Origin of the sequence: Sphingobium sp. Cam5-1, assembly GCF_015693305.1 — a bacterium.
In the GTDB taxonomy this organism is placed as follows: Bacteria; Pseudomonadota; Alphaproteobacteria; order Sphingomonadales; family Sphingomonadaceae; genus Sphingobium.
The window spans coordinates 2,280,068-2,302,531 of the sequence record NZ_CP065138.1; the positions used below are offsets into that span (position 1 = coordinate 2,280,068).

The following is a 22,464-nucleotide window of genomic DNA, read 5'->3' on the forward strand; positions in this document are numbered from 1 at the left end:
CTGCGCAAGGGTTCTCGATCAAGGAAATGCGATGTCGACCCATGAAGACCGTCTGAAAGCGCTGCGCGAACAGCTGATGCGCGAGCGGCTGGACGGTTTTGTCGTGCCGCTGACCGACGAGCATATGAGCGAATATGTCGGCGAATATGCGCAGCGCCTTGCCTGGCTAACGGGCTTTCAAGGGTCGGCGGGAAGCGCGGTGGTGCTTCAGCAAGAAGCGGCGATCTTTGTCGATGGGCGCTACACGCTGCAAGTGCGCGAGCAGGTCGATGCCGCGCATTGGCAATTTGAGAGCGTGCCGCAGACGTCCGTCGCAGGATGGCTTGGCGTTCATGCTCCCGAGGGCGGGCGGATCGGTTATGATCCTTGGCTGCACACCCGCGCATGGGTGAAGGCGGCGAGCGAAGCGCTGGCGGAACGCGGGGCGGAGCTGGTGGCGGTGGAGGCCAACCCGGTCGACGCGGTCTGGCCCGATCGCCCAGCGCCCAGCGATGCGCGGCTGGTGGTCCATGAGGATCGCTATGCCGGGCAGAGCGCTGCTGAGAAGCGGCAGGCAATGGCCGACTGGTTGACGGCGAAGAAGGCGGACGCGGTGGTGCTGTCGGCACTGGATTCCATCGCCTGGACCTTCAACATCCGCGGCAAGGATGTGTCGCGCACCCCTGTCGCGCTGGCCTATGCTATCGTGCATGCCGATGCGACGGCGGACCTCTATGTCGCGCCCGAGAAGATGGACGAGGCGGTCGTGCAGCATCTGGGCAACGCAGTGCGAGTGCATCCGCGCGCGGACTTTGCCGGGGCGCTGGCAGGGTTTGCAGGCAAGACGGTGGCAGCGGACCCGGAGCGCGCCGTCTCGGCGATTTTCGAAGCGCTGGGCGCGGGCGGGGCGACGATATTACCGCTCCGCGATCCGGCCGTGCTGCCCAAGGCGATCAAGAACCCGGTGGAGATTGCCGGGCATAAGGCAGCGCAGGCACGCGACGGTGCTGCCCTGTCGCGTTTCCTGCACTGGATTGCCGTCGAAACGCCCAAGGGCGGGGTAGATGAACTTGCCGCCGCCGCCCGGCTGGAGGCTTTCCGCAAGGAGACCGGGCTGCTGGAGGACCTGTCCTTCGACACGATCAGTGGCGCTGGGCCTAATGGGGCGGTGGTGCATTACCGGGTCGAGGAGAAAACGAACCGGCCGATCGAGCCGGGATCTTTCTATCTGGTCGATTCGGGCGGCCAGTATCGCGACGGCACGACCGATGTGACGCGGACGATCGCGATCGGCACGCCGACGGAAGAGATGAAGCGGCGCTTCACGCTGGTGCTGAAGGGGCATATCGCGCTTAGCCGCGCGCTGTTTCCAACAGGAACGCGCGGTAGCCAGCTGGATGTTCTGGCGCGCCAGTTTCTTTGGGCGGAAGGGCTCGATTATGCCCATGGCACGGGACATGGCGTCGGTAGCTTCCTATCGGTGCATGAAGGGCCGCAGCGCATCGCGACGGCGGGAGGTGGCGACGAACCACTGCAACCGGGCATGATCCTTTCCAACGAACCAGGCTATTACAAAACGGGCGAATATGGGATTCGCATCGAAAATCTGGTGCTGGTCGAAGGGCGCGATGTGCCCGGGGCCGAGCGGGAGATGCTTGGCTTTGAAACGCTGACCTTCGCGCCGATCGATCGCAATGCCATCGCGGTGGAATTGCTGACGGCGGACGAGCGTGCCTGGATTGATGCCTACCATGCCAAGGTGGTGGAGATTGTCGGGCCGCAGCTGGAAGGTGGCGTGCTGGAATGGTTGAAGCAGGCCTGCGCGCCCTTGTGACGGCGCCGCGCCCCTATTCGTCGGGCTGATTTTTCGGGTTGGCTGGTGACGGCGTGGCGCGGCCCGCCTCCTCCCGCGCCTGCGCCTTGCGGCGGCGCAAATTGTCGCGCAGCGCCTGCGCCAGCCGTGCCTTGCGATCGTCCTGTCCACTGGTCATCGCCGCGCCATAAGCAAATTGGGGCATCGGCCGCAACCCGCCTTGACAAGCAGGACGCGCGCGGCCATAGGCCCGGCTCCGCAGCCCGAAAGGCTCTGCGGGATGGTGAAAGTGCTGCCGTAGCTCAGTGGTAGAGCGCATCCTTGGTAAGGCTGAGGTCGCGAGTTCAATCCTCGCCGGCAGCACCATTTCCCGACCGGCTGGAGCAGTAATGCTCGCCTATTTTTGATTATTGTTACGTAATTTAATCCATATTATTTGGCCTGCGGGGAATCGGGAAATCCGGGGGGAATTTTAGGTGCGCGAGCAACAAGCCGTTGCGCACGAGGTCTTGGCGTTTCTTCAGCGTCAAAGCCTTGCGCCTACGCCGCAAAATTACGCTATGGGCTACGTGCTGAAAAACGGCACGAACGAGCCGCTGTCGAAAGCCGTCAACGATGCCACGGACGGCGGCATCAGGATGAGCCAGCAGCAGGCGGACGACATCTTCGTGCGCTGTCTCGGCAGCTTTGGCGGTCAGGGTGGAGCCCATAACGCCGACGCACTGAGAAACCAGACCCGGCATCAGCTCCTGCGGTTGGCCGAAGTCGCGAACAGCGCGGCGGAACGAACCGGGGATTTCAACCGGGACCTCAACATCGGTTATGAAAAGCTGGCGGACAAGGACGTCGCTGGCGTGGGCCTTGTCATTTCCGACATGATCGAACGCTCCTTGCGGGCCGAGCAGGACCTTGCCGCAGCGGCGAGGGAGGTGGAAGTCCTGAGGCAGGAACTCGACACCGCGCGCCATGATGCGAACCTTGATGCGTTGACCGGCCTGTTTAACCGACGGGCGCTGGAGACGGCGATGGACCGGCTGAAAGGCGGAAAGCTCTCCTTTGTCGTCGCGATCTGCGACGTCGATCATTTCAAGCGCGTCAACGACCAATATGGCCATTCGGTCGGCGACCGGGTGCTGAAGATGGTCGCAACTTCCCTGGTCGAAAGCTGCGGCGGGCAACTAGTGGGCCGCTGGGGCGGCGAGGAATTCCTGGTGATCGTGCAGGGATTGGCGCCAGAACAGGCCGTGGAATTGCTGGATACAGCTCGGCGCGACCTAGGCCAACGGGCCTTCAGGCTGCGCGACACGGATGAGCCGATGGGGGCCATCACCTTTTCGGCGGGCGTTGCTCTGGTCAGCGAGGGTGCGGAATGGTCAGATGCGCTCAATGACGCCGATGCGGCGCTATACCGGGCCAAGGCGCAGGGACGGAACCTGATCCTGATGGCATGACCGGCTGTGCTGCCGTGTCCCCGTCTCTTCCCGAAGTGTGACGAGCGCAGGTCAGGGTAGTGGCTTTGGCAGCCAACTCAAATCCTGCGCGAGTGTTCGGGTCGGTACGCCGCTGAGTTTGCGCAAGCCCGGGACGTTGAGCAGTTCGATCATATGACCGTCCCGCAGAATGAGTCCCTTGTCCTCCAGCGTGCGGAAGACGCGGTTCACATGGACGGCGGTAAGGCCGATGACGTCGCCAATCTGTTCCTGCGTCAGCGGATGTTCGAAACGCGGCCCGGTGCCCGGATGAACCACATTCAGGCGGCCATGCAGGTGAACCAGAAAATCGGCGAGGCGGCTTTCGGCCGAAGTACGGCCGATCGAGCAGAGCCTGTCCATCAGCATGACGCGTTCCTGCTGTACGCTGAGGAACATGAGGGCCGCCATGTGCGGCGCGCGGGTGAAAAGGCTGCCAAATGCCGACAGGCTGATCGACCGCAGCTTAACGGGCGTGAGCGCCGTCAAAGTCTCCGCCGCCCGGTCGAGCGCCATGCTGGGCGTGCCGAGAATATCGCCGGGCAGATGCACCTTCAATATCTGCCGCCCGCCATCGGCCAGCGTCATGCTGCTGATCGCCCAGCCTTCCAGCAGCATATAGATTGATTGGGGTGTATCCCCCTCCCGCCGTATCGTCCGGTTGCGCGCGACCTGCTGAACCGGGCCTGCGAGGCTGGAGAAGATTTCGAGTTCCGCCGGGCTGGGCGATCGAAATTCAGCCAGTCGGGCTGTCGAAAAAGATGGCGAAGAAGAATCAGCGAAAATTGCGTGCACGGAGCCTCGGATCGGATCGTTCCGGCCGCTCTAGCAAAGCGCGCGCCTGCCCTCTTTAAAGTGGAGCAAGAAGCGCGAGATTCAACGGTTCAGCGTCAATCCGATCCATAATGTGCGCGGCGCGCCAATATCCTCCGACACTCCTGCGGGGGTCGTCACGCGGCGGGTTACGACATCTTCATCGAACAGATTTTCGCCGCGCAGGATCAATTGGACGCCATGCCCGATCGGCAAGCGGGCGACGGCGTCGGCCGTCACGGCGCCCGGCAGGCGATCGACATGAAGATCGTCTTCATATTGAGCGGAGACATAACGCAGGGTGGCGGACAGGCTGGGTCCGCGCTGCGGCTGCCAGGCCAATGTCGTGCTGGCGGCGTGGCGAGGCGTCTGGGCGGGGGAAAGGCCGTCGAACAGGCTGCCTGGCGCATGAACGACGCTATGGCTATAAGCATAGGAGGCGGACAGGAAGATCGGGCCTATCTGGCCGACAGCGGTCAGTTCCACCCCCTTGGCGACGATGGCATCGACATTTTCCCGCTTGCGCAGATTGGTGTCTTTCGTGACGTTGGCGATGGCGTCGTCCAGCCGGTTATAGAAGGCGGTTGCCGACAAGGTCATGCCTTTGACGGGGCTGATGTCGACCCCAGCCTCGATCCCCTTCAGCTTCTCCGGCGTCAGAGCGTCATTGGCCTGCGTCCTGACCGACCCGACGAAGAAAGGCCGGTAAAGCTCATTCAGCGTCGGCAGGCGGAAGCCGGTATAGGCCGCGCCGCGCAGGGCAATGCCCTCACCGGCATGCCATAGTAGCCCGGCCCGGCCCGACATCTGCCAGTCGGAGCGGTTCTCAAATTCCCGGTCGGTCGCGCCAACACCCGCCGCGCGGAAGAAGCCGTTATTGATCGTCCAGCGGTCGGCTCGCACCCCTCCGGTCAGGACAAGGCGACCCAGCGTCCAGTCGTCTTCAGCGAACATGCCCGTGGTGAGTTGTCGCCCCCCCGCATGGCGGCGCGCGGTGACCAATCCGGTGATGGCGCTGTAGGCATCCTCAAACATGTCGCCGCTGGCAAAACGGCTGTCCACACCGATGCGCAGCAGATGGTCCGGGCCAACCGGCGGCCGCAGTTCGACTTTGCCACCAAGGCCGGTGGAAGGCGTGTTCCGCTGATTCAGCGTCTTGCGGAAAGGCGGATTGGAGGAAATCACGATGTTCGAAAAGTTGCGCGCCTGAACATAGGCAAGGGCGTCGACCTGCCACCGGCCGCGCGACACATAGCGGATGCTTGCATCCTGTCCTTCGCTCACACTGTCCGCGCCACGAAAGCGAAGCGTCCGATCGTCGTGGAACAATGTCGTGCGGAATTGCAACTCCTCATTGGCGGAAACCGGAACCACGGCGCGCAGATTGGCCGACCAACTATCATAGGCGGCAGGAACCGTCGCTGAAACGCGCTGGTCCGATGGCGTGGTTTGGAAACCATCTCCCCTGTCCCAACGGCCGGAAAGGGAGACGAAGCCGCCGCCAAGATCAGGCGTGAGGCTGGCGGACAGTTCGGTTGCATCGCGACTGCCATAAAGGGCGCTGGCGGACATCATGGGCAATTGTTCGCGCGTGGCGCTTGCCAGTTCGATGGTCCCTGCGACCGCGCCCGATCCGAAAGCGCCGACGCCGCCGCCCCGCGTCACCCGGACGCCGGAAAGCCGATCCGGCACCAGCGCGCTGAAAGGGATGTAGCCGAAAAACGGGTCGGCCATCGGCACGCCGTCCAAGAGCACCAGGGTACGGCTGGACGCATTGCCGCCCAATGCGCGCAAGCTCGCCCCTTGGGCCGAGGGGTTTGCCGACCGGCTGTCGGATCGGCGAAACTGCTGGAACCCGGCCACATCGGTCAGAATGCTTTCGATCCTGCCTGACGCACTGTTTAGCAGGCGTTGCCGTTCGATCTCCACCGACCCATAGGCAGGCGTGCCAGGCGGCAGGGGCAAGCCCGCTCCCGTGATGACGATGCGCGCCTCCGCTTTGTCAGACGCCGCCGGTTGGGCGAGCGCGGCAGAGGGCAGCAATGCAGGCAACAGGCAAAGGTACGCAGCTTTCATGGCGCCGCTGATAGCGGTGCGCCCTCCTCCTTACAATGACGCCGCGCGGCCAGCGTCAGGCGAGCGCCGACCCCGCCCGCCCGGCCAGCAGCTTGTCGATGGTGAGCGGATAGTCACGCAGGCGGATTCCCGTGGCGTTATAGATGGCATTGGCAACCGCCGCGCCAGCGCCGCAGATGCCGAGTTCGCCCACGCCCTTGGCCTTCATCGGAGAGGATTTATCGTCCAGTTCATCGATGAAGAGCACATCCTGCTCGGGAATGTCGGCATGCACGGGGACAACATATTCCGCCATGTCATGGTTGACGAAGAAGCCAAAGCGCGTGTCGACATGCAACGCCTCCATCAGCGCCGCGCCCACGCCCATTGTCATGGCGCCGATGACCTGGCTGCGGGCCGATTTTGGATTGAGGATGCGGCCCGCCGCGAACGCGCCGCCCATTCGCCTGACCCGCACTTCCGCCGTGTCTATATCTACCCCGACTTCGCAGAAATGCGCGCCAAAGGTCGCCTGCGCATAGTCTTTGGTCAATTTGCCGAAGGTGATCCGGTCCTCCGCCCACAGGCCGCCCTCTTCCGCGAGGCTGCCGATGGGCTGCGACTGATTGCCAAATCGCACCAGCCCATCTTCGAAAATGACGTCGTCCGCCGGGAAGCCAGCCTTGTCGGCGAGCTTTGTCCGCAAGGCGACGCAGGCGGCATAGAGTCCTGCGGTTGCGCTGTTCGCGCCGAACTGGCCGCCCGATCCGGCCGATATGGGAAAGCGGCTGTCGCCCAGACGCACCGTAACCGCCTCGATCGGCACGCCCAGCATTTCCGCCGCCGTCTGCGCGAGGATGGTGTAGCTGCCGGTGCCGATATCCGTCATGTCGGTTTCCACGACGACATGGCCGCGCCGGTCCACGCCGACCCGCGCGCCGGAGGGCGCGACGAGATTGTTACGGAAAGCGGCGGCCATGCCCATGCCGATCAGCCAGCGGCCGTCCCGAACCTGGCCGGGCTGCGGATGACGCTTTTCCCATCCGAAGCGTTCCGCACCCTGACGCAGGCATTCGATGAATTTGCGGCTGGAAAAGGGGCGCTGCAGCCCTGCTTCCGGATCATATTGCACATCGTTGCGGATGCGCAGCTCGACCGGGTCGATGTCACAGGCTTCGGCCAGTTCATCCATGGCGACTTCCAGCGCCAGCAGGCCCACGGCTTCACCCGGAGCGCGCATCGCATTGGCTTCGGGCAGGTCCAGTGCCGCCAACCGGTGCGCGGTCAGCCGATTGGCACCGCGATAGAGCAACCGCGTCTGTTGCGCCGCAAGCTCCGGACCACCGCCGGGCAAGTCGCCGGACCAGACTTCATGAGCGATCGCGTCGATGACGCCATCCTTGTCCGCGCCGATGCGGATGCGCTGAATGGTCGCGGCGCGGTGGGTGGTATTGTTGGGCACCTGCGGTCGGGCGAGGGCCACCTTGACCGGCCGACCCGCCATCCGTGCGCCCAGAGCCGCCAGCAGGGCGTCGGCGCGCAGGAACAGCTTGGCGCCGAATCCACCGCCGATATAAGGGGAGACGACCCGGACCTTTTCCTTCGGGATCTTCAGCGTCGCCGCCATGTCCTCAACGGTCCAGGCGACCATCTGGTTGGATGTCCACAAGGTCAGCTGGTCGCCATTCCATGCCGCCGTGGTCGCATGGGGTTCCATCATCGCATGGCTTTGGTCAGGCGTCGTGTAGCTTTGGTCGATCTTTACCGCCGCGCTGGCGAAACCAGCGTCGAAATCCCCCGCGCGCGTTTCGGCTGGGCCGCCGAATCCCTCTTCCGGCACGATGGCATTCCCGCGTTCGGTAGCGAGATCGTAACGCCCCTTTTCCGGACTGTATTCGATGCGCAGCAGCCGGGCGGCGTCGCGAGCATTTTCGAACGTATCGGCGACGATCAACGCCACCGCCTGATCATAATGTTCGATCAGGGGTCCGCCCAGCAGATGAGCGGTATTCTTCCCGCCCTTTGCCAACGGCCCGGCATTTTGATGCGTGACGATAGCCAGAACGCCCGGTGCAGATTGAGCGGCGCGCAGGTCCATGGCGTCGATCTTGCCCTTTGCGATTGCCGAGCCGACAATCCAGCCATAGGCGGCATGGGGTGCGGCATCATGCCGTTCATAGGCGTAGGGTGCGGTGCCCGTGACCTTTGCCGCTCCGTCGATCCGATCATGCGCAATCCCGACCACACGGCCGCGATCGATGGGATTGATGGTAGCGGGCTTGTCGAACTTCATGGCCGCGCCTCCTTCTGCCGGAAGAGGGATGCCAGCGTCCTGGCCGTCAGTTGCTGTTTGAACGCGTTCTGATCGGTGGGCCGGGCGCCTGCCAACGCGGCTTCCGCGACCGCAGCGGGGCCAGCCTTGGCCGCTGCATCAGCCGCCGCGACGCGCCATGGCTTGGGCGCTATGCCGCCAAAGGCGAAGCGGGCGCCGCCATCCTCGTCGAACACTGCCGCCACGGAAACAAGGGCAAAGGCGTAGGAATGGCGATCCCGCACCTTGCGATAGACATGGGTGCCGCCAATCGGCCGGGGCAATGTTACCGACGTTATGAGTTCGCCCGGCTGAAGCGCGTTTTCGACATGCGGCGTATCCCCCGGCAGGAGGTGGAAATCGGCTATGGGAATGGAACGGCGCGTCCCGTCCGGGGCCACCGCATCCACTGTCGCATCCAGCAATCGCATTGCCACGGCCATGTCGGAAGGGTGCTGCGCGATGCAGGCGTCGCTAGTGCCGATGATCGCCAGACTGCGGCTGATCCCCTTCAACGCTCCACATCCGCTGCCCGGTTTCCTTTTGTTGCAGGGCATGCGTATGTCGTAAAAATAGGGACAGCGGGTGCGCTGGAGCAGGTTTCCGGCAGTCGTTGCCTTGTTGCGCAATTGGCCCGATGCGCCTGCAAGCAGCGCACGGCTGAGCACTGCATAGTCGCGCCGCACCATTTTGTCCGCCGCGAGCGCCGTGTTGCGGACCATCGCCCCGATCCGCAAGCCGCCTTCGGCCGTCCGCTCGATCCGATCGAGGCCGAGATGATTGACGTCGATCAGATGCGAAGGCGTTTCGATCTGCAACTTCATGAGGTCGAGCAAATTGGTGCCCCCTGCAATGAAGCGCGCGCCCTTCGTATCCGCAGCGGCTTTCACGGCATCTTCGACGCTGGCGGCCCGGCTGTAGGTGAAGGGCCTCACGCCTTGTCCTCCCCGGCCACATCACGAATGGCGGCGATGATGTTGGGATAGGCGGCGCAACGGCAGATATTGCCGCTCATCCGCTCGCGCAATTCCGCGTCCGAGAAGGCGACCTGCTCCAGATCATCGGTCACGTGGCTGGGAATACCCGCCTTGATCTCGCCCAGCACGGCGACAGCGGAACAGATTTGTCCGGGCGTGCAGTAACCGCATTGATAGCCGTCATGCGTAATGAAGGCCTGCTGCATCGGATGGAGCTTTTCCGGCGTGCCGAGCCCCTCGATCGTCGTTACGGTTTCGCCTTCATGCATGACGGCCAGCGTCAGGCAGCTATTGATCCGCTGGCCCTCGACAATCACCGTGCAGGCGCCACATTGGCCATGGTCGCAGCCCTTCTTGGTCCCGGTGAGGTGCAGATGCTCACGCAGAGCGTCCAGCAATGTCGTGCGCGGATCGAGTTGCAGATGCACCTGACGGCCGTTCACGGTCAGCTCCACGGTGGTCATGTGTCTTCCCTCATTGGATTCAGGCACGCGCATCGCTCCGGTTTTTGCATCCACCACGGCCGGAACCGCCATCGCCGCGCCCCCGCCTTGCAGCACGGCACGGCGAGTGAGATCATCTGGCTCCATATCGTCCTTCCTCCTGCCGTAGCCAATACGAAGCATATTCCCGGATGATCCGCCACGGTCAGAAAAGATGCGGCGTCACTCAGATAGGGCCCGCGCCTTCCGCAGCCAAGCACAGTCATTCCTCCGGGGCAGGAAAGTCCGCCAGCGAGATAAATTTGGGTTGGGGCCAAATTCTCCCTTGCCGACCTCCCCAACCGCTGCTAGTTGCCCGCCTCACCCGCCGAGAGGGACTTCCTCCGGCCGCCAGAGCGGGCGTAGCTCAGGGGTAGAGCACAACCTTGCCAAGGTTGGGGTCGAGGGTTCGAATCCCTTCGCCCGCTCCAGATTTACAACATGGTGCAAGACCGTCGAAGAACTGTCTTGCACGGCAACATTGCCCCAAAAAGCCACTACACAATGCGCGCTCCCCAGTGGAGACTGTCTGTGATGTTGGGGTAACGGGTCGTGGGAATTATTACAGGAGCCCACTCCACAACTTGTCGAGAGGCATCTGTCTTCGAGGTCGAATCCGACATCTCCGTCACCGCTTTCCCGGTGCTCTGAGGACAGTCAGAGCCATGGCGATCGCTACGAACGGATAAAACCCTAGCTATCGTGGCGCGCTATGCTCATGCAAATGGCGAACATATTGCTGCTGCCATCGACAACCTCGAGCAGCGCATCACACTGCCCATCTGATCCAATTACACCAAAATTACACAGAGGATCGAACAGCATTTCTCGACGCTGCAAAATTGTTATTTTTCAGTGAGTGAATGGTGCGGAAGGGCATCGAATTAATGGCGCAAGCGTTAAAAATAAGACGCAATTTTTATTCTTACAACTCGGCAATACCATCAAATTGAGTTCATCTTTAGGTCAAATGTTTTGTTTACGTAACTCGCCGCATATCTGCGGTGAACCGCTTCCGTATAAGCAGGTGAGGATCGCCAGCATCAGGCGAGCTTCGTGTCACGCCCCTTTCTCCACCGCTCATGAGATGTTTTCAGCTTTCAGATACCGGACATGATATGAATGCGCTCAGCCTGGTGGCAATGTCCGCTATGTCCGACATATTGGACCGCGCGTCCATTGACGCCGCAGTAGATGCAGTGCTTACTAAAGGGGTAGGATCGACGGCCGTTGCAACAGGGCCATCTATCAGCCTCCCGCTATAATCATCTCTCTCAGCTTCGTCACCACGGACCCGCTCGCCATATGGTCTGACAGAGTCCGTCCTTTATATATATGCCGTCATTAGTGGTGACGTACCTCCGCCATACCCTTGCCGCGCCGGTTTTCGCGAATGAGTTTCGGGGCGGCGCCGAAATAGGAGGCGTAGGCGCGGGAAAAGGACGAGGGCAACGGATATCCCAGCCGCCGCGCAATTTCCTGCACGGACAGGGTGCTTTCCTCCACCAGTTGCTGCGCCCTCTCCATGCGAAAACGCCGCAGGTAGGAATAGGGCGTTTCTCCTACCGCTTCCTTGAACGCCGCGGCAAAGCTCGATCGCGAACTGCCGATATAATGCGCCAGTTCCTTCACGGTCCAGGGGTGGTCGGGATGATCCTCCATCGCCGCGATCGCCGCGCCGATCCTTCTCGTCCATTCCACCGGCAACTGTTCTTCGCGGTCCCGCCAGATGCGCCGATACATGCACCGCATGGCATGGGCGAACAGCAGGCTGGCGAGATTGTTGAGGACGTTGGGCGCGCCGGGGCCGAAGCAGATAGCGCGGATCTGGGACAGGTCCAGCGCCAAGGCTCTTGATATGCCGCCGTCTTCCTGTTGCCGATGAGTCCACAGCGACGGAAAGATCCGGATCGCCCGCGCGGTCGGATGCAGGTAATTCAATTCGATATTGAAGCTCAGGATCGTCGTCACGGCATCGGGCGGGGGAGGGTGATAGGGGGGATTCCATGGCGCCTGCCGGGGCCACTTCAACGTCGTTGCGGTCATCGTCTCGCCTGCCGGTGCTGATATGCTGTGGGCATCGCCATACAGCGCCAGGATCACGTCTCCGGCCGAGACATCGAGGGTGACGTCCCGGTCCTGGACCGTCGCCTTCCCTGCCAGGATAAGGTGCATCACCGGACGCGTCGAATGGTCCAGATAAATCCGCCGTCCCGGTTCGCATTCGGACAACAGGGTCAGTGAATCCAGCACACGGAAATCGATGCGCGCGCGATCGAACGGGCCATGGCCGTCCTCGCCCTTTTCCCGGTCACTGCACGGGTCGGGCACGGTCCCGAATGGGTTGTGGGGCCAATATTCAGCCATAGTTTTGCCGGGGACGATAGAGCAAGGCGGCCAGACCCACTCCCAGGAAAGTCGTCGCATGCAGGATGATCGCCCAGCGATAGCTGCCCGTCATGTCGAATATGAAGCCGCCCAGCGGCCCGGCCACGAACATGAACGGAATTTTGATGAAATAGACGAGGCCCATCGCGCGGCCGAAATTCGCCTGCCCCATCCACTGCCCCATGGTGACGCCCAGCAGCACCACGACGGAACCTGAACAAAGGCCGATCCAGATCGACAGCAGCAGCATCGTCACGAAATCGCCGTCAACCGCAAGGAGCAGGAGCCATGGGACGATCCACGCAAAGGCTTGGATGGCGATGGCAAGGCGCCCCCCGACTCGATCCGCCAGCCAGCCGAACAGAAGGGCGCCAAGCACGCCTGCCATGCCGTAGATGGACAGCAACAGGGAGGCCGATTCAAGTCCGATGCCCATGGATTGCGCCATCGGCACCAGATGAGTCATCATCATGATGCCGGCTGCGGTCAACAGGCCGATTATGATGCCCAGCACCCAGAATGGCTTGCTGGTCATGATTTCCCGGGATGACGCGGCTTTTTCGGGTCGTGGTGCGGGCGCGATAGCCGCCTGATCCTGCCCCCATTGGGTCTGGCCGACATCTTCAGGCCGGGTGACGACGAAGGCGAGTACGGGCAGCAGCGTAACAAAGATCAGGGCGATGGACAGGAATACCGCCCTGATGCCCAGCGTCTGAAGGATCGTCGCCGTCGCAATGGGAGCAAGAACTATGAAAAAGGAGGTGTTGATGATGCCGAGCGCCCGCCCGCGGGCCAAGAGGAACCAGTTACTGATCAGTGTCGAGGTCGGCACCACGCCGAGCAGGCAGACGCTGGGTCCGATGATCAAGCCGAAGATGGCCAGGACCATTTCGATCGACCCGGCCATCGATAGCAGGAAAAAACCGGCCGCGTTGCCGATCGCGCCGATCATCATGAGCAGTCGCAACGAAAAACCATGCGTCAGTGCGCCCACCATGGGTGAACACAGGCCCATGACCAACGACAGCGCACTCAGCCCCGATGCCGCCAACGTGCGGCTGGTATGAAATTCCGCCTGGAGCGTTTCGATCAGCGGCCCATAGCTGCCGTAGCACAATCCGACCGCGCAATTTTGAGCGAGAAAGGCGATCGCGACCATCCGCCAGCCCAGAAATGGCGCAGAGGCGCTTCGCATGCCGAAGCTCCCGGTGGCTGTTTCCTGCGCCATATCCTCTCCTCTTGCCTTGGTTTGCGTCCCCATTGTGCCGGGATTGGCACATATTCCCCCGTCGCCCGGCTGGCCCGTCAGTCTTCGGCCCGCATGTCGACCACGAAGCGATAATGGACGTCATTGCGTCGCAGACGGTCCAGCGCCTGGTTGATTTGTCCCGCCGGGACCAGTTCGATTTCCGGCAGGACATTGTTCGCGGCGCAGAAATCTATGACCGCCTGGGTCTGGTTCAGTCCGCCTATCAAAGAACCCGCGATGCATTTCTGCCCGAAGACGACGGACATGTTCGCGATTTCAAGGCCGCCGGGACCGATCCCCAGAAGGCATAATGTGCCCTCCGGTTTCAGCGCGGCAATATAGCCGTTGATGTCGTGCTGGGCCGAAACGGTATCCAGAATGAAGTCGAGCGTGCCGAAGGCGGCGGTCATGGCGGCTTCGTCGCTGGAGATGATCGCGTTGTGCGCACCCAAACGTCTGGCGTCGGCGACCTTGCGTTCCGACGTGGTGAAGACCGTGACCTCCGCACCCAGCGCCACCGCGAGTTTCACCGCCACGTGACCAAGGCCGCCCAAACCGACGATACCCACCTTCTTACCGGGGCCCACGCCCCATTTCTGCAGCGGCGACCAGACCGTGATGCCTGCGCACAGGATCGGCGCCGCATGCGCGCTGTCGAGCGCGTCGGGGATCTTGAGCGCATAATCTTCGTTGGCGACATAGTTGGTGGAAAAGCCGCCCCAGGTCCGGTGCTCGCCATCTCTTTCGACGCCATTGAACGACGGGATCATCGACGCACACATTTGCTGACGGTCGGTCAGGCAGGGGTCGCATACGCGGCAACTGTCGATGTAGCAGCCGATGGCCGCCCTGTCCCCGACCCTGAAGCGTGTGACGGCGTCTCCGGTCGCGGTGACCACACCGACGATCTCATGCCCCGGAACCACGGGGAAGGTGGTGTTTCCGAGATCGTCGTCCATCGCGTGAAGGTCCGAATGGCAGATGCCGCAATGGGTTATGTCCAAGACGATGTCATTGGGTCCGGGAGGACGGCGTGCGAATGCGATGGGGACGAGATACGCCCCTGCCGACTGGGCGGCATAGCCGGTGGACTGGACCACGTGTCTTTCTCTCCTTGAACGCCCGACGGCGGAATATTGTTTGTTCTTTCGCAAGAGATATCTGACAACAGTCAGATATTTTCAAGCACAACCTGTCGTTCGAGCAAGCCTTGGGCGACCATATCATCCAGATATTTGTGAATGAACGCCTCGCTCAGCTGAACCACTCCCGGGCCGATCGCGCTGGTTGCGACCGCCGCCTCGAAATTGCGGCTGTGCAGTCGTTCGGGCCGGGCATCATAGGGTTGGGCAAAGCTGTGGAGGATATCGAGCGAAGACCGCTGACGCTTCTCTTCGGGCAATTGCCGCAGCTTTTCCGCCAGCCGACGATTCCACTCGCCATGATCGTCGATATGGCTGACCCGATAGCCGGCGGTCGTGACCCAATCGATGATCGTATCGAGCGATATGCCGTCATCCTCATTGGTGTTGACGACATTATAGTTATGAAAGCCGGATCGGCTGGTCCTGCCTACATGGTGAATGGCGCCGGAAACGAAGTCGACGGGCAGGCCGTCATAATGCGCCTGCGCCCGGCTGCCGTCCGGGTTTGCCCGATAGAAGGACCGCGGCGCCAGCCCTGTTTCCACTATGCTGAACAACAGCCGGGTGAACATGTCCGGCACGTTGATCTGACCCCGGAACCGGCTATGGGCCAAGATCATGTCCGGCCGAAAGATGTTTACCGGCAGGCCGAACAGATCATGGGCTTCGCGCAACAGAACTTCGCAGGCCCATTTGCTCGCGGCGTAGCCCATCGCATAGATGTTCCGGATCGGTAGTTCGGGGATCGCCTCACGCGGGTCCGCATCTTCGTCCGCGCGGGCCATGTCGGGACTGAGCATCGGCACGCCCACGGTCGAAATGAAATCGAACGGCTTTTGCCGCCCGGTCAGCGCCAGCCGGATCAGTTCGGCCGTCCCGATCACATTGGGTTCGAACAAATTCTGGTATGACAGGACGTGGTTGACGAGGGCGCCGCAGTGAACGACCCGATCGACCTCCCGGACCAATCGGGCGAACAGCTCTGCGTCAAGGCCGAGGCCGGGCGCCGACAGGTCGCCCGCTATGACCTCCAGATGCTGTTCGGCAAGCTCCGCGAACCGGCTGGCAAGCGCAAGGTCATGAGTGCCGATGGCCGCATCGATCCGGTTGCGCGCGTCCTGGGCGTCGCGTGCGCGGACGATGCAGATAACCTTGCCGCCACGGGGCGCCAGCCACTCCATCCAATCGAGGCACAGGAACCGGCCTAGAAAGCCGGTTGCCCCGGTGAGAAGGACGGTGCCCGTATCCTCCGCGGGCATCGCCGCGTCACCGAAGGTGGCGAGCGCCCTCGCGTCGAAAAAGCGGTCGAGCGTAAGGTCGGCGGATCGGACGGTTTCGGGCGCTTCGCCATGGACCGAGGCGAAGCTGGGCATGTTGCTGTCCCCGGCGTTCGACCGATCGATGAACTGGGCGAGGCGCATGACGCTGCCTGCCGGGTTCAGGATCAGGCTGACCGGCACATTCAGCCCGAACATCTCCTCCAGCAAGGCGGAGAGTGCGGCGGCCCCGAGCGAATCTCCCCCCAAGTCGCGATAGGATCGATCGCTTTCGGGATCGACCTTTGCCAACCCCAGATTGGCCTTGATCGCGCCGGACACCCGGTCGAGTGTCGACGTACCCGCACCATCAGCGCGCAATTGGGCCAGTTCCTGCTGCTGTTTGCGATCCATGTCCTGATACATCGCTTCCAGCCGGTCGGCATAGCGTCGCTTCAGGTTGGGGCGGGACGGTTTGCGTGCGCTGGTGAGCAGCCCGTTTTCGTAAGTGAATGGCTCGCGATCGATCAGGACATCGCGGGGAACCTCGAACGATTTGAGACCTGCCTGGCGCGCGATCGTCTGCAACTGGTCCAGCACCATCGCATGCAGTTCCTCATCGTCTGGCGCGTGGCCCAACTGAGACGTGGCATAATCGACGTCGGGAACCACCACCGCAAGCAGGAAGGCACGATAGGAACTGCCATAGAGATACATCTGGCCGAACAAGGGATTATTGGCGAGATACTGCGCTTCGAGCGGTCCGATGGCCACGAACTCAGCCTGTGACAGCTTGATCACGTTGTTGCGCCGGTCCAGCCACTCGATATGATCCCGGCTATGCTGCTCGACAATGTCGCCGGTCAGCACATAGCCATCCTCGTCGAAGATCGAAGCCGTGGCATCGGGCCGCTTGAAATAGCCCTTGATCTGATAGTGGGTCTTGCTGACCAGTTCTCCGCGTGGATATGGCTTATCCGTTGTGTAATAGCCCAGTTCGGGGACATCGCGCAGCTTATAGTCGATTACGAAGTTCCAGTTGACGTTGCCGTCCGCCGCAACCGTTCCTGTGCCCTGCTCCGTACTGCCATAACCATTCACCAACTGGATATCGAAACATTCGCTCATGAACGCGCGCACTTCAGGCGCTGTGGGGGAGCTGCCGACGGCGCCGAAAATCAGGCGGTCGCCCAGATAGGCCGCCTTCATATCGGCGCGCACCTGGCGGTCTGCTTCGGCTTCCGTCACGCCCTCAAGCACCAGGCGCTGCACTTCCGACAGATAATGCTGATAGGTCAGCTCGGCGAAGCGCGGCATGAAGATCAACTGGGTGGGACGGGCCAGCCGTATATCGGTCAGCAGGGTGGATAGGTCGCTTTTCAGCGAAAAATACACCGTGCCGCCCTGGGCGAGGCCGAAATGCACCTGGATACGGCCCATGAAATGATTCATCGGCGCATAGGCGAGCGTCACCGTCGGCCGTTGAACCGGAATCCTGTTCCAGAACTGCGTGCAGATGGCTTCATGCGCCAGCGCGCCTTTCGGGGTTCCCGTGCTGCCGGAGGTATAGCAGATCATGCTCAGCGCCTGGCTCGGATCGTCCGGCGGGGTGGGCGCGACATAGGGGAACGCCCGCCCCATTTCGACCAGTTCGGCAAAGGTCGCCATGGTGATACGCCCGCCGTCCACCGTCTCCAGCCGGGTTCGCGCGGCGGCAAGGGCTGCGCCCTCTTCCTCGTCGTCCGGTTCGGCATCGATGATGATGACGCTTTTGACGCTGTGCTGTTGAAGCGCATAGTCGATCCCGATCGACAGATTTTCATAGCTGATGATCAGGGTGACGGGCGCGACGTCCGCCATGATCTCCATCATCTCGGCCCGGGAGAGATTGGCCTGGAGCGGGACGCTGATGCCGCCGACATAGACGGTGGCCAGGTCGGTGACGTTCAGCTCCGCACCGGTGAAAGCGATCGAGGCGACGAACGCGCCCGCGACGACTTTATGGTCCGGGCTGTTCTGCCAGGCGGCGGCGATGGCTTCGACCTGTTCGCGCACGCTGTCGTAGCTGATCTTGCGGAAAGACGGGAGATAGCGACGGACCCGCTTGCCTCTGGCGGGATCTATTTCAATAGTGTAATCGCGAACGGCGAATGCAGGTCTATCTCCATATCCACCAAGAACACGCGCAATGATCTGTTGATAACTGCGTCCGGGTTCCTGATTGTAACGAGCGATATCACCGTCGGGAATCAATAGCTTCAGTTCTGGATCTTTCTGCGACAACTCGATCATTCTCTGATGATCTCTTTCTGCTCTCGCGCCGAACAATCCTGCAACGGTCATGCCCGTCAATCCTCTCGCAATTGGCTCATAATATTGTTGGAACCAAGCTATCATGTTGCGCTGTGCGCGAAAGATGGATGACGGCCCATCACTGGAGCATTTGCTCCGAAATACATCGCAAATGCTCCGGCGTGGACCGGGGCATTTGTAAGGGCAATCATGGCGGCAGTTCCAAAGGGCGGCACAAGAGAGGTTTGGCAGCAGGAACCGGATCGGTCCCTCCGTCATTTATCTGCGCGCATCCGCTCTCTGCGAGTCTCAAGCACCCTCCCAGGCGGACGGCCGGATGCGCATTATAGTGGTTATTTCGCTCTGCTTATGTCGCCAACTGGTCGGACCCAGGATGGCAGAAAGCGCTCGGCCGCTTGCCGATATGCCGGATTGCGGCATTCGCCCAGAATGTCGAGACGGTCGACGGCCGGCTTCCATCCCAACTCTTCGCGTGCGCGGGGAGAACGTTGTCGGCTGCATGAACATAGCACGATCCGCGCCATGAAACGGTCCCAGATCTGCGTCCCTTCCTCGATGCTGATCGCGCGGGTCGAAACCTGTAGCGCGTCTGCGATCGCACGCGCCATGACACCAAACGAGGTTTCGCCCGACACGGCGAAATATAGTCCGCCCTGTCGGCCACGCTCGATAGCCAGGCGATAGAGTTCGGCCAGATCATCGACATGCACATTGGAATAGACGTTGAGGCCCGGCCCGATATGACAGACGTCGCCGGTTTCCCGGGCCGAATGGTAGAAGTCGGCGATGATGCGACACCCGCCATTGCCCCAGACCATCGGCGGGCGAATTACCATCGTGCGCAATGTGCCGGTGCCCGCACGGCGCACCATTGTCTCTATTTCCAGCCGCGGCGCGATCTGGGCGCACGGTTTGAACATGTCATCTTCCGCATAATTGCGCTCGTCCCAATAGCCATTGGTCGGTATCGACATCAGGCTGGTGCCGCTGGTGAACAGAAAGCAGCGGTCGCTTCCGTCGTCGAGCAGGTCGAGCATCTTCCGGGTAACGCGATGTTCGTCTTCCAGCATCAACTGCGCGGCCCAGATGACAACCTGTTGATCCGCCAGAAGCCGGTGCAGATCCGCCGGATCGTCGAGATCGCCGATGACCGGAATGCCGCCAAGTTGCGAGACGCTGTTCTTCGACCCGGCATCGCGGACGAACCCGCTTACCCGATGCCCATGTTGCGACAGATGCCGGACAATGTGGCTGCCGATATAGCCGGTCGCGCCGAACACCAGAATATTCATTACCTCATCCCTTCGGTCGCAAGCGTTTCAACTATCATGTTTGAACATAAAATGAGGCCCCGTTCCGCGCCAACCGGACGGAACAGAGCCTCAGTACTCCGGGGGGAGCTGAAAAATATATAACGATTGTCAGATATCGACGATTACAGCATCGCCCACTACCTTCATTGGCCGTAGCGAACCGTGAAGCGCAGAAATACCTCCCGGCCGCGGCTGAGCGGCGCGATGGTGTCGGCCAATATGCTCGTATCCGGACTGCCGCCCGGGCTGGTTCCAGTGAAAGGGCGATCGGACGACCGGACAAAATAATATTTATCGGTCAGGTTGTTGCCGATCAGGGCGACTTCCCAGCGGTCCTCGGCATCGGCGATGCGCACAGCGGCGTTGAAAAGCTGGAAGCTGTTTTCCCGGCTTTTGGGTTTCAGCGTCGGATCGGTGAAATATCCGCTGGTGAAGCTCATGTCGCCGCTCAGTCCCAGTTTGAATGACGAACCGACTGGACGTTCGAACAGGAAGCCGGCGTTGCCGCTCCAGTCCGGCGCGCGTAGCATTTGCCGTCCGGCCAGGTCCTGAGATAGTGCCAATTGCCCCGTGATCGGGCTGATGCGGTCCCGGCAATCGGGCGTGGGTTGGCCGCGATAGCAGCTTGCGATGTAATCCAGATAGCGGGCATGGGTATAGGCGAGAGCGCCGGTCAGCGAGAGGCCCTCTATCGGTGTGCGATAGTTGACGTCGAACTCGATCCCTTTGACGCGCGCCTCTGCGGCGTTGCGCAGTTCGGATATTACGCCCTGTACGGTGACGGTGGTCTGAAGATCGTCGACCTTGTAATTATAGACCGACAAATTCGTGCGCAGCGCGCCATCCAGCAAGCGCGCCTTGACGCCGGCCTCGAATCCCTTCGTCGTTTGGGGGCGATAGATATTGTCGAACTGTTCCCCGCCGGCATTGAAGCCACCCGACAGGAATCCCCGGCGGTAGGACCCGAACACCGTCAGATTGTCGGACGGACGCCACGTCGCGGTCAGCTCCGGCGAAAAATCATTGAATGTGAGCTTGGGCTGGGCGGGCAGCACCGTGACCAGGACCGCCGATGTGCCAGGGCCGATCTGCGCCAGCTTCATCGTCTTGCGTTCGTAGGAATAGCGCCCGCCAAGCGACAGTTCGAATGTCGGAACAACCTTCCAGAGCAATTGTCCAAAGGCGGAATATGCCCGTCCTTCCTGCTCGTAATGATAGCGCAGCGCGGCGATCGGCGCATTGGTGTTGAGCAAGCCGAGTTGATCTACCACGCTTGATGAATCCTGCGCGAAGCCGCCGAACATGAAATTGACCGGACTGTCGAAATCACTCCTGACGCGGATTTCCTCGCTCCATTCGCGAAATTTCAGCGGATCGAAGTAGCTGGTGAACAAAGTCGCGGGATTGTAGGATTGGGTGAAATTACCCGATGAAGACCATTCCGAGTTATATAACCCGGTTACCGATGTCACCGTTATCTCGTCTGAAGGGCTGTAGTTCATCTCCAGACTGCCCAGAAACTGATTCAGCTTCATAAAGGACTTGCCGCTTTTCAACCTTGGGTCCACGCTGACGAACGCGCCATTGTCGTCTCCGACATAGGTCTTGTCATCGCGGGTGCAATTGTCGGGCGTCGCGAAGCTCAGGGGTTGCGGCGCGCCGAGCGGACAATCGATCAACTGAAAATTCCAGGTTGCGGCATCGCCTTTCATCCGGCTGTAGCTCAGTTTGAGCCTGGCGTTGAAATCGCCGCCCTTGTCATATTTCAAGGTCAGACGGCCGGCATATTCCCGACTTTGCGGACCCCACTCATGATCGGGCTGAAAGGGAGAACTGTCCGGCACTTCGTTCTTGATCCACCCCCGCAGATGGGATCCGTAGGCGGCAAGGCGCACGCCAAGCCCGTCGGCGATCGGGCCGGAAATAAATCCCTCCCCCCGAAATTCATGTGCGTTGAATTCGTAGCCACCCTGCAATTTGGCTTCCAGCCGGTCGGTGGGGTCCGCAGAGCGGATGGAAATGACGCCGCCAGGACTGTTTTTGCCAAAGAACAGGGTTTGCGGTCCTTTGAGAACTTCCACCTGCTGGGCGTCGAACTGACCCAGCCGCCGCACGGTGGCGCGGGCGATCTGTACGCCATCGACGTTGAAGGAAACGGCCTGTTCGGCGAAAGTGTTGGTGTCCGCGCCGCTGATGCCGCGGATGACGACATTGCCACCCTGCGCCGTGCCGCCGCCTTCGCCGATGATCAGGCCGGGAACGATGCGGGCGACGGCATCGAGCCCATTGATTGCTCGGCGATCAATTTCCGCTGCGCCGACGGCGGACACCACCACGGGAACGGAAAGCAGGGACTCATCGCGCTTCCGCGCCGTGACGATGATGTCCTCGACATTATATCCCGGGCTGTGTTGTTGTGCGTTGGCCGTAGCCGCCGCGCTCAATGCGGTGACGGACGCGAAAGTCACCAATAAAAGGCGCAATGGCTCCTTGTTTATGCCAGGCATTTTCTCTTCTCCCAAATGATATTGTTTTTTAGATGCGTATCGGAGGAAGCAATCGAATTTACCGAGTAATATTATATGATTATATTCTATATTTTCGGAACTGTAACATTCGGCAATTTCAACCTGCATGTCACAGATTGTATAATAGTCGTTTCGGTAACTATAAGATTTCTGCCCAAATGCTTTGCCAGTATGATCTGGTAATGGATAGTATGCGTATCATATGTGTCCGGCCTAGCAAGGCTGAGCGTATTGGATGGCCGCGCAATTGCTCCGAAATGCATAGCAGAGGCTCTGAACGGCGCCCGGCGGGGGTGGCGGCACGCAAGACTTCGCCTTTCCCGCCTGCTGACGCAGCGAGAAGGCCCCATGTTTGGGATCATCGAAGAAAACG

General features: G+C 61.2%; 14 protein-coding genes and 2 tRNA genes. 4 read left to right on the forward strand and 12 right to left on the reverse strand.

The window, feature by feature from the left end; translation table 11 throughout:
• Window positions 1–31: 31 nt before the first annotated feature.
• On the forward strand, window positions 32–1,813 hold the full coding sequence (locus IZV00_RS11380; protein WP_196224750.1) for an aminopeptidase P family protein: 1,782 nt from the start codon (window positions 32–34) through the stop codon (window positions 1,811–1,813).
• A 13-nt stretch (window positions 1,814–1,826) separates the two neighbouring features.
• Here the strand turns inward: IZV00_RS11380 and IZV00_RS11385 are convergent, their stop codons facing one another.
• Window positions 1,827–1,997 carry a hypothetical protein gene (locus tag IZV00_RS11385; RefSeq protein WP_196224751.1) on the reverse strand — a complete coding sequence of 57 codons (171 nt, stop codon included), beginning with the start codon at window positions 1,995–1,997 and terminating at the stop codon, window positions 1,827–1,829.
• 86 nt (window positions 1,998–2,083) lie between these two features.
• Between IZV00_RS11385 and IZV00_RS11390 the strand changes: the two genes are divergently transcribed.
• Window positions 2,084–2,158 (forward strand) — tRNA-Thr (locus IZV00_RS11390).
• Window positions 2,159–2,361: 203 nt separating this feature from the next.
• Window positions 2,362–3,243, forward strand: a complete 882-nt coding sequence (locus IZV00_RS11395; RefSeq protein ID WP_230463189.1) for a GGDEF domain-containing protein — start codon at window positions 2,362–2,364, stop codon at window positions 3,241–3,243.
• A 51-nt stretch (window positions 3,244–3,294) separates the two neighbouring features.
• Here IZV00_RS11395 and IZV00_RS11400 read toward each other — a convergent pair whose 3' ends face one another.
• The 5 genes from IZV00_RS11400 to paoA form a co-directional block, all read right to left on the reverse strand.
• Complete coding sequence (locus IZV00_RS11400) at window positions 3,295–4,056, reverse strand: Crp/Fnr family transcriptional regulator (protein ID WP_196224753.1); 762 nt, start codon at window positions 4,054–4,056, stop codon at window positions 3,295–3,297.
• An 81-nt stretch (window positions 4,057–4,137) separates the two neighbouring features.
• Entirely contained in the window at window positions 4,138–6,150 is a 2,013-nt protein-coding gene (locus IZV00_RS11405) for a TonB-dependent receptor plug domain-containing protein (RefSeq protein WP_196224754.1), read from the reverse strand.
• 55 nt (window positions 6,151–6,205) lie between these two features.
• The gene (gene paoC / locus IZV00_RS11410; protein ID WP_196224755.1) at window positions 6,206–8,422 is read right to left on the reverse strand and encodes an aldehyde oxidoreductase molybdenum-binding subunit PaoC; all 2,217 of its coding nucleotides are present in this window, start codon (window positions 8,420–8,422) and stop codon (window positions 6,206–6,208) included.
• Window positions 8,419–9,375 carry an FAD binding domain-containing protein gene (locus IZV00_RS11415; RefSeq protein ID WP_196224756.1) on the reverse strand — a complete coding sequence of 319 codons (957 nt, stop codon included), beginning with the start codon at window positions 9,373–9,375 and terminating at the stop codon, window positions 8,419–8,421. Before IZV00_RS11415 ends, paoC begins: the two co-directional genes overlap by 4 nt.
• Entirely contained in the window at window positions 9,372–10,007 is a 636-nt protein-coding gene (gene paoA / locus IZV00_RS11420; protein WP_196224757.1) for an aldehyde dehydrogenase iron-sulfur subunit PaoA, read from the reverse strand. Before paoA ends, IZV00_RS11415 begins: the two co-directional genes overlap by 4 nt.
• Before the next feature lie 248 nt (window positions 10,008–10,255).
• Between paoA and IZV00_RS11425 the strand changes: the two genes are divergently transcribed.
• A tRNA-Gly gene (locus tag IZV00_RS11425) sits at window positions 10,256–10,330 on the forward strand.
• 913 nt (window positions 10,331–11,243) lie between these two features.
• On the opposite strand, the gene IZV00_RS11430 is transcribed toward IZV00_RS11425, so the two are convergent.
• From IZV00_RS11430 to IZV00_RS11455, 6 genes are all read right to left on the reverse strand, one after another.
• On the reverse strand, window positions 11,244–12,230 hold the full coding sequence (locus IZV00_RS11430; protein WP_196224758.1) for a helix-turn-helix domain-containing protein: 987 nt from the start codon (window positions 12,228–12,230) through the stop codon (window positions 11,244–11,246).
• Between the two features lie 28 nt (window positions 12,231–12,258).
• Window positions 12,259–13,515 carry an MFS transporter gene (locus IZV00_RS11435; RefSeq protein WP_196224759.1) on the reverse strand — a complete coding sequence of 419 codons (1,257 nt, stop codon included), beginning with the start codon at window positions 13,513–13,515 and terminating at the stop codon, window positions 12,259–12,261.
• Window positions 13,516–13,592: 77 nt separating this feature from the next.
• Complete coding sequence (locus IZV00_RS11440) at window positions 13,593–14,636, reverse strand: NAD(P)-dependent alcohol dehydrogenase (RefSeq protein ID WP_196224760.1); 1,044 nt, start codon at window positions 14,634–14,636, stop codon at window positions 13,593–13,595.
• A 71-nt stretch (window positions 14,637–14,707) separates the two neighbouring features.
• Window positions 14,708–18,229 carry a carboxylic acid reductase gene (car, locus tag IZV00_RS11445; RefSeq protein ID WP_196224761.1) on the reverse strand — a complete coding sequence of 1,174 codons (3,522 nt, stop codon included), beginning with the start codon at window positions 18,227–18,229 and terminating at the stop codon, window positions 14,708–14,710.
• A 353-nt stretch (window positions 18,230–18,582) separates the two neighbouring features.
• Window positions 18,583–19,542, reverse strand: coding sequence for an NAD-dependent epimerase/dehydratase family protein (locus tag IZV00_RS11450; protein WP_196224762.1), 960 nt, complete (start codon window positions 19,540–19,542; stop codon window positions 18,583–18,585).
• Between the two features lie 164 nt (window positions 19,543–19,706).
• Window positions 19,707–22,031 (reverse strand): TonB-dependent receptor, encoded by a 2,325-nt coding sequence (locus IZV00_RS11455; RefSeq protein WP_196224763.1) that lies wholly within the window; start codon window positions 22,029–22,031, stop codon window positions 19,707–19,709.
• Between the last annotated feature and the right edge of the window lie 433 nt (window positions 22,032–22,464).

Excerpts from the sequence above, each read along its gene's own strand:
- IZV00_RS11380 (WP_196224750.1), top strand. The coding sequence starts at position 32 with ATGTCGACCCATGAAGACCGTCTGAAAGCGCTGCGCGAACAGCTGATG.
- IZV00_RS11385 (WP_196224751.1), bottom strand. The coding sequence starts at position 1,997 with ATGCCCCAATTTGCTTATGGCGCGGCGATGACCAGTGGACAGGACGAT.
- IZV00_RS11405 (WP_196224754.1), bottom strand. The coding sequence starts at position 6,150 with ATGAAAGCTGCGTACCTTTGCCTGTTGCCTGCATTGCTGCCCTCTGCC.
- paoC (WP_196224755.1), bottom strand. The coding sequence starts at position 8,422 with ATGAAGTTCGACAAGCCCGCTACCATCAATCCCATCGATCGCGGCCGT.
- paoA (WP_196224757.1), bottom strand. The coding sequence starts at position 10,007 with ATGGAGCCAGATGATCTCACTCGCCGTGCCGTGCTGCAAGGCGGGGGC.
- IZV00_RS11435 (WP_196224759.1), bottom strand. The coding sequence starts at position 13,515 with ATGGCGCAGGAAACAGCCACCGGGAGCTTCGGCATGCGAAGCGCCTCT.
- car (WP_196224761.1), bottom strand. The coding sequence starts at position 18,229 with ATGATCGAGTTGTCGCAGAAAGATCCAGAACTGAAGCTATTGATTCCC.
- IZV00_RS11450 (WP_196224762.1), bottom strand. The coding sequence starts at position 19,542 with ATGAATATTCTGGTGTTCGGCGCGACCGGCTATATCGGCAGCCACATT.